Annotated in this window: 12 protein-coding genes; 1 reads left to right on the top strand and 11 read right to left on the bottom strand. The window is 51.6% G+C overall.

Annotated elements, in window-relative coordinates:
- Positions 1 to 356: 356 nt before the first annotated feature.
- From argH to DWW52_RS21005, 8 genes are all read right to left on the bottom strand, one after another.
- Entirely contained in the window at positions 357 to 1,697 is a 1,341-nt protein-coding gene (argH, locus tag DWW52_RS12215; protein WP_118715799.1) for an argininosuccinate lyase, read from the bottom strand.
- Positions 1,698 to 2,108: 411 nt separating this feature from the next.
- Entirely contained in the window at positions 2,109 to 3,149 is a 1,041-nt protein-coding gene (locus tag DWW52_RS12210) for a M20 family metallo-hydrolase (protein WP_118715798.1), read from the bottom strand.
- On the bottom strand, positions 3,128 to 3,925 hold the full coding sequence (gene argB, locus DWW52_RS12205; RefSeq protein WP_118715797.1) for an acetylglutamate kinase: 798 nt from the start codon (positions 3,923 to 3,925) through the stop codon (positions 3,128 to 3,130). The genes DWW52_RS12210 and argB overlap by 22 nt, the downstream gene beginning before the upstream one ends.
- Before the next feature lie 3 nt (positions 3,926 to 3,928).
- Entirely contained in the window at positions 3,929 to 5,047 is a 1,119-nt protein-coding gene (locus tag DWW52_RS12200; protein ID WP_118715796.1) for an aspartate aminotransferase family protein, read from the bottom strand.
- Between the two features lie 16 nt (positions 5,048 to 5,063).
- Positions 5,064 to 6,011: an N-acetyl-gamma-glutamyl-phosphate reductase gene (gene argC / locus DWW52_RS12195; RefSeq protein WP_118715795.1), complete on the bottom strand. Its 948-nt coding sequence runs from the start codon at positions 6,009 to 6,011 to the stop codon at positions 5,064 to 5,066.
- A gap of 252 nt (positions 6,012 to 6,263) precedes the next feature.
- On the bottom strand, positions 6,264 to 7,457 hold the full coding sequence (locus DWW52_RS12190; RefSeq protein WP_118715794.1) for an argininosuccinate synthase: 1,194 nt from the start codon (positions 7,455 to 7,457) through the stop codon (positions 6,264 to 6,266).
- A gap of 16 nt (positions 7,458 to 7,473) precedes the next feature.
- Complete coding sequence (locus DWW52_RS12185) at positions 7,474 to 8,151, bottom strand: GNAT family N-acetyltransferase (RefSeq protein WP_118715793.1); 678 nt, start codon at positions 8,149 to 8,151, stop codon at positions 7,474 to 7,476.
- A gap of 66 nt (positions 8,152 to 8,217) precedes the next feature.
- On the bottom strand, positions 8,218 to 8,388 hold the full coding sequence (locus tag DWW52_RS21005) for a hypothetical protein (protein ID WP_158582582.1): 171 nt from the start codon (positions 8,386 to 8,388) through the stop codon (positions 8,218 to 8,220).
- Positions 8,389 to 8,605: 217 nt separating this feature from the next.
- Here DWW52_RS21005 and DWW52_RS12180 point away from each other — a divergent pair, with 217 nt between their 5' ends.
- Positions 8,606 to 9,964 carry a S41 family peptidase gene (locus DWW52_RS12180; protein ID WP_118715792.1) on the top strand — a complete coding sequence of 453 codons (1,359 nt, stop codon included), beginning with the start codon at positions 8,606 to 8,608 and terminating at the stop codon, positions 9,962 to 9,964.
- Between the two features lie 145 nt (positions 9,965 to 10,109).
- Here the strand turns inward: DWW52_RS12180 and lepB are convergent, their stop codons facing one another.
- The 3 genes from lepB to DWW52_RS12165 all read right to left on the bottom strand — a co-directional run bounded on the left by lepB (position 10,110) and on the right by DWW52_RS12165 (position 13,453).
- On the bottom strand, positions 10,110 to 11,159 hold the full coding sequence (lepB, locus tag DWW52_RS12175; protein ID WP_118715791.1) for a signal peptidase I: 1,050 nt from the start codon (positions 11,157 to 11,159) through the stop codon (positions 10,110 to 10,112).
- Positions 11,160 to 11,249: 90 nt separating this feature from the next.
- Positions 11,250 to 11,969 carry a head GIN domain-containing protein gene (locus DWW52_RS12170; RefSeq protein WP_158582581.1) on the bottom strand — a complete coding sequence of 240 codons (720 nt, stop codon included), beginning with the start codon at positions 11,967 to 11,969 and terminating at the stop codon, positions 11,250 to 11,252.
- A gap of 71 nt (positions 11,970 to 12,040) precedes the next feature.
- Positions 12,041 to 13,453: a TolC family protein gene (locus DWW52_RS12165; RefSeq protein WP_118715789.1), complete on the bottom strand. Its 1,413-nt coding sequence runs from the start codon at positions 13,451 to 13,453 to the stop codon at positions 12,041 to 12,043.
- Between the last annotated feature and the right edge of the window lie 2 nt (positions 13,454 to 13,455).

The following is a 13,455-nucleotide window of genomic DNA, read 5'->3' as shown; positions in this document are numbered from 1 at the left end:
AATTTAGGAAAAGAAAGCAGGCATCTGCCTGATAAAGAGATGCCTGTTTCTCATTTTGTAACTATCAATTTCAATATATAGATTATTCTGCTTTATGTTCGGGTTCCGCCAAAAAGTGCGGTAACAAAAGTCCCGAAATAGCCATCACGATAAAAAATATACAAATTCCCATAACCAATCAATTTTAATCATTCAATCATTTGCTTATAGTATAGAGAATTGTATGCCACGACAGCAAAATAAATATATTACACTATATATCAACAATATAACACAACACAAACGAAAAGGAAAGATGTGGAAAGTTGTGGAACAAGTGTGGAAAAACTCCCTACAACTTGTTCCCGTATCATGGATTATTCGAATTTCAACAAGCTATTTTCAGCCCCACGCACGACAGCTATATCCCACAACGCTTTTCTTTGCACAAATTTATCCCTGATTTGCTCCAGACAAAGATTGCCGATGCTACCTTCGTGCGTGTGGTGAAGGTCCCGCATCCCAGTCTGGTAAGTTCCCCGATGTATCTGCTCGCCAATCTCACGATAAGCCTCCCGGAAAGGTACTCCCGCCATGACCCGGTCATTGACATCTTCCACGGAGAAGATATATTTGTAACGGGGATCATTCAGGATATCCCTTTGTAATTCCATTTCCCGCAACACCAGATGAGCCATGAAAAGCGAATCGTTCAATTCCTTGAAAGCGGGCAGGTATAATTCCTTGGTTAATTGCATGTCCCGGAAATAACCTGACGTGAGATTCGTGCAGATCATTGCCATTTGCACGGGAAGCGATTGCAGGTGATTACATTTTGCCCGGATCAACTCGAATATATCGGGATTCTTCTTATGCGGCATGATGCTTGAACCGGTCGTGTACTTATCCGGCAAACGCACGAAGCCAAAGTTACTACACGCGAAAAGGCACACGTCGGCAGCTAAACGTCCTAAAGTGGTTGCCACGGAAGCCAGACTGAACAACACGTTTTTCTCCATTTTCCCGCGTTGCATCTGGGCGTAAACCACGTTATAAGCCAGACCGGAGAATCCCAACAAATCGGTTGTCATTTGACGGTTCAAGGCAACCGATGATCCGTACCCAGCCCCCGAACCCAGAGGATTCGTGTTTACCATGTCGTAAGCCGCTTTCAGTTCCAACAGATCATCGGCAAGCGATTCGGCATAAGCGCTGAACCACAGCCCGAAGGACGAGGGCATGGCCACCTGCAAATGCGTGTAACCGGGAATCAACAGGTCTTGACTCTCTCCCGCCCGCACCATTAATAAATCAAATAATCGCCCGACATGATCCAGCGTTTCAAACAAGGCCGCACGGGTAAATAATTTCAAGTCCAGTAACACCTGGTCATTCCGTGAACGCCCCGTGTGTATTTTCTTTCCAGCCTCCCCGCATTTCCGCACGAGCAGTAATTCTATCTGAGAATGCACGTCTTCTATTCCCGGCTCGATCGAGAACTCGCCTTGCTCCACCAAGCCATGGATATCCACCAAGGCGGGATGTAAATGCCTGTAATCCTCCTCACTTATCAGTCCGACAGAACGTAACATCTTTAAATGTGCCAGGCTCCCGATCACGTCAGCTTTCGCCAACAAGACATCAAGTTCCCGATCTTTCCCGATCGTAAACGATTCGGTAAAACCGTCTATACTGTATCCTTTATCCCAAAGCTTCATTCAATTTTAAGTTTTAGATTTCAAACTCCCCCCGGCTCCACCGTACTCCCTCTATAAACAGAGGGAGAATTGGAATAGTCTCCGTCTTCGGCTAGAGCTAGCAACTCCTCCTCTGTTCATGAGGGCACTGAAAAAGTCCCATTATTTAGACTACCACCCCTGTCCCCTCCTTACACAGGCGGGGAAACCGCTTGAAAATCATCTCTTCCCCCGTGTAAAGGGCTTTACACTCTCACTAACCATTCTCTCCCGTACAAGGGAAAGCTTCACGCTCTCACGAACTCTCCCCCTGTGTAAGGGGGAGCCGGAGAGGGTAGTTGTTTCTCTCAAAACCGACTTTTTCAGCACCCTCGTTTATAGAGGAAGTGGCAACGAAGCTGACGGAGGAGTTTCATTTTCAATTATCCATTTTCAATTACCCAACAGTTTCCTGAACAACTCCACGGCCTCACGAATCTCGTCCAAACGGATATATTCGTTTGCCGTATGCGAGCGAGCGCTATCCCCGGGACCGATTTTCATAGAAGCACAGGGGATGACGGCCTGATTCGACGTCGTGGGAGAGCCATACGGCAATAATCCCAACTCGACGCATCGTCTCACCATCGGGTGATCAGGCGACACGGAAGAGGAGTTCAATGAAAAAGAGCGGGGGACAATCTCGCATTTCACGTGACCACGGATTGTATCGAATATCTCTTGATTCGTGTGTAGTTCATTTACCCGTATATCCACCGTGAAACGACAAGTCGCAGGCACCACGTTATGTAGCGTACCCGCTTCAATCCCCGTCACGCTCACTTTCACCGGACCCAGTAGTTCCGACACTTTCTTGAAACGATAGGTACGAAACCAGTTTATGTCTTCCATCGCCTCGTAAATGGCATTAATCCCCTCCTCCCTGGCCGCATGTCCCGCTTTCCCTCTGGCATAACAGTCCAACACCATCAATCCTTTTTCAGCGATAGCCGGGCGCATCCCCGTGGGCTCTCCCACGAGAGCGAAATCAATCTTCCCCAGTTCCGGGAACACGCTCTGTATCCCGTTAACCCCGGTATTTTCCTCCTCGGCCGATCCCAGAAAGACAAGATTACATGCGATGTCTCTATTTCCCAACTCCAAGAATGTTGCCAACATGGAAACGATGCTTCCTCCCGTGTCGTTACTTCCCAGCCCGAACAGTTTCCCGTCCTTCACGACCGGAGTAAAAGGATCGGTTATCCACTCCCCGTTAGGACGCACGGTATCCAAGTGTGCATCGAGTAATAACGTGGGCTTCCTCTCGTCGAAATTCTTCGAGCGACTCCACACGTTATTACCTTTCCGATGCACGTCGAACCTATATCTTTCGAGGACGTCGGCAATGATCCCGGCCACTCCCTCTTCCTGTTTACTAGGGGAAGGCGTGGCAATAATCCGTTTCAGAAGTTCTATTGCGGCATTTGCATCCATTGTTCTTCCAGTGTTATTTCTGTTCCAGCTTCCGGGTTATCCAGTTCATCGGGATGCAGCAAGCGTACCGTGCCGACCCCGTTACGAACGGATTTAAAAGCGTTATCCAGTTTGGGAATCATCCCGGAATGAATCATTCCCTTCCGTTTATACTCATCGTATGAAGCCGGCGTGAGCCGGGCGATCACGGAACCCTCGTCCCGCATATCCGCCAACACGCCTTTTTTGTCAAAACAGTAAACCAGTTCCGTGTCGTAACATGCGCTCAGCGTTTCCGCCACGGCAGCCGCAATCCCGTCAGCATTGGAGTTCAGCAGGACGCCTTCCCCGTTATGAGTGATCGGCGATATCACGGGGACCACGCCGGACTGTAATAATAACTCCAATGCCCCCAGATGTACCTGCCGGATGTCACCGACGTACCCCCAATCCACGGATTCCCGCACCCGCTTATCAGCCCGCACCAAGTTCAAGTCGCACCCGGATAACCCACAGGCGTTTACCCCCAAGGCTTGCAAGCGGGAGACCAGCGTTTTGTTCACCCACCCGGCATAAACCATAACCGTGACTTCTAACGTTTCTCGATCCGTAACCCGCCGCCCGTCGATCATTGAGGCCGGGATTCCCAATCGCCCGGCAAGCCGCCCGGCAAAGGTTCCGCCCCCGTGCACGATGACAAAGGGAGAGGCGATAGAGGAGAGTTTACGACACAACCGGTTCAACAGTTCGTCATCCTCGATCAAGACACCCCCAATTTTTATGATTTTACATTTCATCCGTTAATTCATTACTCGTTTAAATCGTTCCACGAACTCGTCGACCTCTTCCCGGGTGACACACAAGGGAGGTAACAACCGCAACGTGTTTTTCCCGCTATTCCCGGTAATCACGTGCTGGTCGGCTAACAAGCGGCGGCGGAATATAGCGTGTGGGATGTCAATATCCACCCCGATCATCAATCCCTTTCCCCGGACTTCAATCACCCCGTTCAAAGGTTTTAACCGTTCGGCCAGGTAGTCCCCGACACGAGCGGCATTCTCCACCAATTTCTCCTCTTTCATGACATCCAGCACGGCAATCGCCGCCGCACAAGCCAAGTGATTTCCCCCGAAAGTCGTGCCCAGCATTCCTTTCCGAGCCTCGATCGAATCGTGAATCAGGAGTCCCGCCACCGGGAAACCATTTCCCATACCCTTGGCCATAGTAATGATATCCGGCCGGATTCCCGCGTGTTGATGAGCGAAAAACTTCCCGCTCCGGCCGTATCCCGATTGTATCTCGTCCAGGATCAACAGGGTTCCCGTCCGGCTACACGCCTCACGTGCCACCTGCAAGAAGCCGGATTCAGCGATCCGGATTCCCCCGACACCCTGTATCCCCTCCACGATTACCGCGGCGTATGGCTCCCCGGACAATTCCCGTTTCAACGCCTCGACATCGTTCAAATTGATAAACGTCACCTCGTGTCCCCGGTTCAACGGAGCCTGAATCCCCGGGTTATCCGTGACGGCGACAGCCCCGCTCGTGCGCCCATGAAAAGCGAAGCGCATGGATAGCACTTTCGAGCGCCCCGTGACAAAGGAAGCCAGTTTCAGCGCGTTCTCGTTAGCCTCCGCCCCGCTATTACACATGAACAGGTTATAACCCGGGCAACCCGAAAGTTCCCGCAGTTTCCGTTCCAGTTCCTCCTGCAAACGGTTCTCCACGGAATTCGAGTAGAAACCGATATTCTTCAACTGCCCGGACACTTGTTCCACGTAGTGCGGGTGCGAGTGGCCGATTGAAATAACGGCATGCCCCCCATAAAAGTCCAGGTATTTATTCCCTTCCCGATCCCAGAAATAGACACCCTCCGCTTTCACGGGTTCTATATCCAGTAAATTATATACATCAAACATAGGCGATCTCTATAAATTAAAAGTAATTCGCTTTCAAGTGTAACCCCGTCGTCTCTTCCAAGCCGAACATCAGGTTCATATTCTGCACGGCTTGTCCCGACGCTCCTTTCAACAAGTTGTCGATAACGGAGGTCACCAGTACCTTGCGTCCCTGTTGTTCCAAGTGGATAAAACAATAGTTCGTGTTCACCACCTGTTTCAGGTAGACAGGCTCGTCACTTACCACCGTGAAAGGATGTCCCTCGTAGTAACTCGCATACAGGCGCTTCAACTCGCCCACCTCCAGATCGCTATAAAACACGGTGTTCACCATGATTCCCCGGGCATGACACCCGCGCACGGGGACAAAAGCGATGTCCGTCGCTTCGCCCAACGTCTCCCGGATTTCCGCCAGGTGCTGGTGGGAAAAAACCTTGTAGACCGAAAGGTTCTGCGCCCGGTTACTGTAATGCGTCTCCCCCGTGGGTTGCTGTCCCGCTCCCGTCGCCCCGGTTATGCCGAAGGCCGACGCACACGAGGGTAATACCCCGCCATTCGCTAAAGGCAGCAAGCCCAATTCTATCGCCGTGGCGAAACAACCGGGATTCGCCACGCGACCCGCTTGCCGGATAATCTCCCTGTTTCGTTCCGGCAACCCGTACACGAAATTTCCCGCATTCGCTTTCAACCGGAAATCGTTCCCCAGGTCAATCACCCGTACTGATGCTGGTACCGGATTCTGCTGTAAAAAACGGGTAGACACCCCGTGCCCCATGCACAGGAAAAGGACATCTATATCCGTGTAATCCAGATCGGAAAACACCCGATCCGAGTAGATCAGATCCCGGTGTACCTTGCCAATCGGCTCCCCCCGGTGCGACTCGCTTTGCAAGTAACGCAACTCGACACCCGGGTGTGCAACCAGCATGCGGATTAATTCCCCGGCCGTGTACCCGGCCGCTCCTGCAATTCCTACTTTTATCATGACACTATTAATTATTAAAACTTCCTCCCGGCTTCGCCGTATTGAGCCCGAAACGGTCTCGAACTAGCTCTCGCTCGACAGACTATGAGCAAACACCCCGTCTGTTCTCGTTTAATCGCTAGTTCCCCTCTATGAACAGAGGGAGAGCTGGAATAGTCACCGTCTTCGGTAAGAGTCACCAGCACCTCCTCTGCTTATAGAGGAAGTGGCGGCATAGCCGACGGAGGAGTTTTCAACTCTAAACTTTACACTCTAAATTTCCTCCTTGTTTACCGCATTATAAATCCGCAAGGGCATGGACAATATCCTCGTGAATCCTTTCACGTCTTCAGCCGTCCAAGCGCTCGTTTCTTCCCCGTAACGGGCGAAAGAAGCGTTCATCAAATCGTGTTCCGACTCGATTCCCAGCAACTCGAAACTGTAGGGACGCATTCGCACTTGCACCGTACCCGACACGTATCGCTGGGAGTCTTGCAGGAAGCTCTCGATATTCCGCATCACGGGTTCCCCGTACATCGCCTCGTGCAGAAACATCCCGTACCAGTTTGCCAGTTGTTCTTTCCAGTACGCCTGCCACTTCGTGAGGGTGTGCTTCTCCAGTAACTCGTGGGCCTTGATAATGATCAGGGGTGCCGCAGCCTCGAACCCCACCCGTCCCTTGATACCGACGATCGTATCGCCCACGTGCGTGTCTCGCCCGATCGCCCACCCGCCAGCCAATGCCTCCACTTGCCGGATTGCCTCGATCTTGCTCGTGTAGCGCTCGCCATTAACCGCACACAGCTCTCCCCGCTCGAACGACAAGGTTAACGTCTCCTCACCCGCCTTCCATGCGGCCGAAGGATAAGCCTCTTCCGGGAGATAGAGGTGGGAACTCAACGTCTCGCACCCTCCCACCGAGGTTCCCCAGAGTCCTTTATTAATCGAGTAAGCCATTTTCGACCAGTCCCGCTCCACGCCTTTCGATCTCAGATAAGCGATCTCCTCCTCCCGGCTCAACTTCAAATCCCGCGTGGGCGTGATAATTTCCATTCCCGGCGCGAACACTGAAAAACAGAGATCGAACCTCACCTGGTCATTCCCCGCCCCAGTGCTGCCGTGGGCTAGCGCATCGGCCCCGATCTCTTTCGCGTAACGAACAATGGCCAACGCCTGAAACGTACGCTCGGAACTCACGGAAATCGGGTAGGTTTTATTCCGCAGGACATTCCCGAAGATCATGTACTTGATACATTTATCGTAATACTCCGCCGTCACGTCGAGCGTCACGTGCCGTCTCGCCCCCAGGGCATACGCTTTCTCCTCGATCGCAGCCAGCTCGCCGGGCGTGAATCCCCCAGTATTAGCCAGAGCCGTGTAAACCTCGAAGCCCATTTCCTCGCTCAGGTATTTAACACAGTAGGAGGTGTCCAGTCCCCCGCTGTATGCTAGAACTACTTTTTTCATGGAATCTGATTACAAGTTACAAATTTGCTATATTTTTCATCGTCGAGCGAGAAGTCGCCCGCCCGCGAACGGCCAGCATCGAGCTCACGACATGGCGGACGTGCTTGAACAAGCCCGACGACGCGCTCTTTCCCGCCTTCCGCGCCAGCTCTTGCTGCCGGGCCACGGCTTCCGGGTCGTACACCATCCCGGTGCAAAGGCATTTCGTCATGTTGGTCCGCTGCAAAATATCGTAATTCACGCATGACTTGCATCCGGCCCAGAACTCCTCGTCATCGGTGAGCTTGGCAAAGGTAACAGGCACGTAACCCAATGAAGTATTGATCCGCATCACCTGCTCGCCAGTTGTCAGGCCGAAAAGCTTGGCCTCCGGGAATCGCCTTCGCGACAAATCGAAAGCGGCCTTCTTGATTTGTTTAGCCACCCCCAAACCCCGGTACGCCGGTACCACGATTAACCCGGAGTTCGCCACGAATTTCTGGTGACCCCACGATTCGATATAACAGAACCCCACGAACTCCGCCCTGTTCAAGGCGATAATCGCTTTCCCACTTCGGATTTTATCGGCGATATACTCGTTCGTTCTTCTGGCTATACCAGTACCTCTCGCTTTTGCAGCATTATCAATCGCATCATTTATCGCTGTCACGTACGACAGGTGTTTCTCGGATGCAACTACAACTTCAATCTTCATTTTCTTACAATTTAATCTAAATCATTCAAATTCTTTTTGGTTACTCAATTGTGCATATTTATTTATTCACTTTGCAAATATATGCACAATTACACGGTTAAAACAAATATTTTCCCATTTTTCTTGAAATAATTTCACGATCTCCCGTTCTCGGGCCGGGGGCAAGACAACCAACGCACTATTTACCAGCACGCAACAACCCATCCAGCCCTCCTTCACCTCCTCGTAACCCTCCATTTCTTCACGAAAAACCCTCAACAACTTCTCGACCCTAACACGAGAACTTCACGAGAAGTCGACGAGAACTTGCACCACCCAGACCGGAGGAGGAGCGAAGACAGAGGGGTAAAATATGGATAAATATGCAATTCACCCCGAAAACTTTCTCGTGCCACCATGCATGGAAATCCATAAAAAATTCGTAATATTGTGATTTAATATAATACATAGACTTATGTACAAACTATTCTCTCTCTTCATCTTAGCAGGATTCCTACAAAGTTGCGAGGATTCAACGGGGACAAGACCGTCCCCCGGACCGTACAACTATGCCCGGATTAATACCTTCACGAAGGATAGAATGACCGACCAATACTTCTGGGCCGAGGAGGTCAAGGACAAAAACATTGACCCGGACAGTAACCCGGAAGAGTATTTCGCAACCATGAAATATGGCGGTGACATCTGGTCACGTATCACGAGATCCAGCGGGCTGGGAGAGATCGCCGATGCCTCCGGTTACGACAACGGTTTCGGTTACAACCTCACATTCTGGGAAAAAGACGGGTACATATTCGCCGATATCAACTTCGTTTACCCGAATTCCCCCGCGGCAAAAGCCGAACTCAAACGGGGGGACCTGATTACCCACATGAACGGGGAGAGAATCACCACTGAAAATTACACGGACTTGTATTACGCCGGCAAACTATCCATCGGATTGTCCGCTGACGAGCAATCCGAACCGTACGAGACGAAAGAGTTAACGGCCCAATCATATGTCGTCGATCCGGTCCTCGATTACGGGCTAATCCCGTGGGAAGACAAGAACGTGGGTTACATGATTTACACGGATTTCGTGTACAGGGGCCCCTCGTCCTTGACACAACTGAACCACGCTTTCCAGGAATTGAAAACGGGAAAGATCGACGAGTTTATCCTCGACTTGCGCTACAACCAGGGAGGTTATATCTTCGCCGTGAAGCAGTTATGCTCTCTCATTGCCCCCGAGGAGTTCGTGAACAACGAGGAATTACTCGTACATAAAAACTGGAACAAGGTTTACCAGCAAAAATACGCCGACGATCCTGCGAAACTGGAAGAACGTTTCGACAAGACCGTCCCCGCAACTTCCCGGCTGAACTTGAAACGCCTCTGGGTTATTACCAGCAAAGTCACCGCATCAGCCGCCGAAATGCTAATCAGCGCCCTGTCGCCCTACATGGAAGTAAATATGGTCGGCGATGTCACCATGGGCAAAAACATGGGTGGAATTATCTACACACCCGAAGAAAAAGATTTACAAGGGTGGAACATCATGCTGATCTCCACGGAATACACCAACAGCCGGAACGAATCCGTGATGGGGGGACTCGTACCCACGTATCTCATGCAGGAACAATTCCATCACCAGTATCAACTGGGAGACCCCAAAGAACCCCTACTGGCCGCCACGCTTCAATTAATTTCCCGGAAGCCCGTAGCTACCCCGAACAGGATGAGCAGGAGCAGCAGCGAGGAAAGAAAATTACAGCGTGTCATCCCCCCGTTCGTGCAAGCCAGATCGGTATTAATATTCGGGACGGAAGAGTAGTTAAAGAGCCCATAAGATCCATAAAGTCCGTAAAGTCACGGGTGTCCTTCGACAGGATTTAACGGCAGCATTAGCTGCCGTAGACAAAGCGCTCGCAGGGTCTAGGACCTTATAGACTTTATGGACTTTACGGACTTTATGGACCTTATGGACTCGATAGTAACACCCGAGCCTCGATACAGCAAGAAGGGATAGGCCCGAGAAAACGGGAATCGAGGGCATTTCCCCGGTTATCTCCCAGCATGAAATAATAATCCTTCTCGAAAACATAGGAAGTCAACGAGTCGGGGTTCTTCACTCGTTCCGGGCCCCGGAGAATAGCACCGTATAATTTCCGGTTCCGGGGAGTCAATTCAACCCGCATTCCCTTGTAAGGTAACTTGTAGGGCCCCCAATCCTGAAAGTTCCAGTCACATTCCCCGGCAAGAAAGACTTCCCGCCGGGCCTCCCCGCGCTGGCGAAAAACAAGACTATCGGTCACGTTATGTCGACGCAGGCTATCCAGCGTGGGTTGATCAAGAGCCAAGTAAACGGCGTCTTCCGAAACCGAATAATCATCCGAATTCAGGAACAAGCCCAACTCCTTGCACACCTTTCGGAACGCCAGGAAATCAGAAAAATAAGCCATGTAACGCAATTTCAACGCCCGATCCTCTTCCCGCGGCACCCCGTTGACAATCGCCCGACCTTCCCGCACGGAGACAACATCGCCCGGCAAACCGACACAACGGTCAATATGGATACAAGATGAATCACGGGGAGCGTAATAGACGAGGATATCATTCCTCACGGGTTTCCAGAAACCGATCATCTTCACCCGATCCGCGGCTGCGAACTTACCCGTCCGGTATTGGCTCGAACGGGTGAATATCGTCACCAGGGGCCACTCCTTTATCGCCGAAAGATAAATCCCGCCGTACCGCCATTTCTCGCCCCGAACGGTCACGTTATTGTTTAACACGGGCAACATGGATTTCGAAGGCACGAGATACGTCTCGTAAAACATGAACTTGATGCCGACGTACAAGAGCAGGACCAAGACCATCATGACCAAGGCGTACCGATCATACCGCGTGTCAAAAATCAAGATTCCCAGCACGACAAACAACAAGACATAAAAGAGCAGCCACAGATATTGAAAGAAAAGTAACGACAATATCAACAACAACCCTATCAAGCGATCACGTTTATTCATCCGGTTACAGTTTTTATCTTCACGAGCTGCGTGTAAACAACCCGACCCTCGATGTAAAGATATAAAAAACGGTCTGAAACGGGAGGAATTTTATCTCCTTTTTACCAACGTTCCCCTTCCCGTCACGTCTCGCTTGTCAATCCGCGGGTTGCCGTCGTAGATCAAAATACCCGCCGAGGAAATCTCGGCCTCCAGCTTACCCGAAACGTTAACCTCGGCCTTGGCAGCCCCGCTGACCTCGGCCTCACAGTCCGTCACGTGCAACTCCCACGCTTTCAAGGTTGAGGCGGTAGACATATCCAGTTCCAACCGATCCGCAGTCCCTTTCAGTTCCAGTCGTGCGGCCCCGGAAGCCTCCACGTCAACCTCACCCCCTTTCACGTCCAACTTCACGATCCCCGCCCCGGAAGCCACGATATCCAATTTCTTCACGTTAAACGGCGAAGTCCCTTCCAGTCGCCCGGCCGCCGCCACGTTTACACCCGCGAGCACGGGCACGGATACCGACACGTTCATCGCCGTGTAGCCCCGGATGATGACCTCCGGATCGAGGTACACGTTCAACTGCCCGTTCTTGATCTCCGTCTTTATGTAAGGAGCGATATTATCATCGGCCTCCACCGTGATTCCTTCCGTCTTGCCCTGCCCCACGTACAACGTGATCGACTGTTGCACGGACACTCGGGTAAACGGCTGCTCGGCCGGACGATCATGCACCACGAGATACCCCGTTCCCTTGATTTTCTTCACTTCCGCCGATACAATCCCGGCTACCAACACCCCCAATAACATGAATAATACCTTTTTCATAAAGCAATTGAATATTAAAAAGTTGAAAATAAACTCCCCCGGCCTTCGGGGAGGGAGTTTGTAATCTAAAATCACTCCAGTTTCCCGATCGCCTTCAGATACTCCGTCTCGGACAATTTCAACGAAGCCTTGGCATCCACCCAATCGCTCCACGCCTGTTGCCATTGCGCTTGGGCCTCCAACAAGTTCGTCAGGTTCTCCATCCCGACCTCGTACTGGTCTCGGGACACTTTCAGGTTCTCCTCCGCCTGCTTCAGCGCAGATTCGGTCAAACCTACCCTCGTCTGGGCGTCCGTAAGCTTGAAGCGATTCCCGGCAATCTCCAAGCGCATCATCTCGCCCAGCTTCTCCTTGTTCAGCCGGCTCATCTCCTCCTCGGCCTTTGCGATACGGACTTTATTACGTCCCTCTCCCCAGTTAAAGATCGGGATCTCCACGGAAGCCATCGCGCTGAACGAACCGGCCCTCGAATCGTCCCCGTTCAACTTGATTCCGCCCCCGTAACCGTAACCCGCAGAAACTCCCACCTGCGGCAAGAAATCGGCCCGAGTCACGTTCACCTCCTTGCGCTTCATCTCCACTTGTTTCTCCAGCATGTTATAATCTGGACGTTGCCCCAGTTCGTCCGGCAAAGCCAATGTCGCGGGTGACACCGTCGCCGACAAGGAATCCGTCAACTCCAAGGCGGTATTCAAGTCCAGTCCCACCAGGCGACAAAGATTCATTTGTGCCAATTTATGCCCGTGCTCTGCTTGCTGTTCCTGCAACAAAGCCTCGTTATATTTCACCTGTGCCTTCAACACGTCATTCACGGGAGCCATGCCCGCCTGTTGCGCATCTTCCAGGTTCTTCACCAACTCATTTACCACCGACTTGTATTTGCGGGCAACCGTCACCAATTCCCCCACCCGCACGCATTGCCAGTAAGCCTGTTCCAACTCGACAAGGACTTCCGAACGATTCAAACGGATATTCTCATCGGCAAGCTCTTCCCCGAACTTGGCAGCTTGGTGTGCCGCCCGGATCTTCCCACCCATGAACAAGGGTTGTTGCAACTGTACCGATGCCATGTACGCTCCCCGCAGCGAAAGTGAGATCGGGATATCCGGCAAATAGGCGTACTCGTGAAACACGGGCTTCCCGTCCGTACCCACCACCGGTTTCCCGTCGGCACCCATGACCACGTTAGGCTGCAAACTCCCATTCGCACCCGGTACGTAAGTAGGCAAATATCCCCCATCCAGCTTGTACTCCTGCTTCTTTTGGTGATACAGGTAAAAACCGGAGGCCGACAACTTCGGGAAATAATTCGCCCCGTACTCCTTCTTCGTCCACACGGCCTTCTCCTTTTGCTTCCCGGCAATGGCCATCTGCTTGCTATATTCCAACGCCATCTCCCGGCAACGTTTCAAATCCAAACGTTGCTGGCCCCGTGAAGGATAGAAGGCGAATAACAACAAAATCGACAATATATAAAAGCGCATAA

Origin of the sequence: Odoribacter sp. AF15-53 (genome assembly GCF_003479425.1) — a bacterium.
Classification (GTDB): domain Bacteria; phylum Bacteroidota; class Bacteroidia; order Bacteroidales; family Marinifilaceae; genus Butyricimonas.
This window is presented reverse-complemented; position numbering and strand designations above follow the sequence as displayed.

What these genes read in the sequence shown, in the direction of transcription:
- argH (WP_118715799.1), bottom strand. Translation starts at nt 1,697, where the DNA reads ATGAAGCTTTGGGATAAAGGATACAGTATAGACGGTTTTACCGAATCG.
- lepB (WP_118715791.1), bottom strand. Translation starts at nt 11,159, where the DNA reads ATGAATAAACGTGATCGCTTGATAGGGTTGTTGTTGATATTGTCGTTA.
- DWW52_RS12165 (WP_118715789.1), bottom strand. Translation starts at nt 13,453, where the DNA reads ATGCGCTTTTATATATTGTCGATTTTGTTGTTATTCGCCTTCTATCCT.
- DWW52_RS12170 (WP_158582581.1), bottom strand. Translation starts at nt 11,969, where the DNA reads ATGAAAAAGGTATTATTCATGTTATTGGGGGTGTTGGTAGCCGGGATT.
- DWW52_RS12180 (WP_118715792.1), top strand. Translation starts at nt 8,606, where the DNA reads ATGTACAAACTATTCTCTCTCTTCATCTTAGCAGGATTCCTACAAAGT.
- argC (WP_118715795.1), bottom strand. Translation starts at nt 6,011, where the DNA reads ATGATAAAAGTAGGAATTGCAGGAGCGGCCGGGTACACGGCCGGGGAA.
- DWW52_RS21005 (WP_158582582.1), bottom strand. Translation starts at nt 8,388, where the DNA reads ATGGAGGGTTACGAGGAGGTGAAGGAGGGCTGGATGGGTTGTTGCGTG.
- DWW52_RS12200 (WP_118715796.1), bottom strand. Translation starts at nt 5,047, where the DNA reads ATGTTTGATGTATATAATTTACTGGATATAGAACCCGTGAAAGCGGAG.
- DWW52_RS12190 (WP_118715794.1), bottom strand. Translation starts at nt 7,457, where the DNA reads ATGAAAAAAGTAGTTCTAGCATACAGCGGGGGACTGGACACCTCCTAC.
- argB (WP_118715797.1), bottom strand. Translation starts at nt 3,925, where the DNA reads ATGAAATGTAAAATCATAAAAATTGGGGGTGTCTTGATCGAGGATGAC.
- DWW52_RS12210 (WP_118715798.1), bottom strand. Translation starts at nt 3,149, where the DNA reads ATGGATGCAAATGCCGCAATAGAACTTCTGAAACGGATTATTGCCACG.
- DWW52_RS12185 (WP_118715793.1), bottom strand. Translation starts at nt 8,151, where the DNA reads ATGAAGATTGAAGTTGTAGTTGCATCCGAGAAACACCTGTCGTACGTG.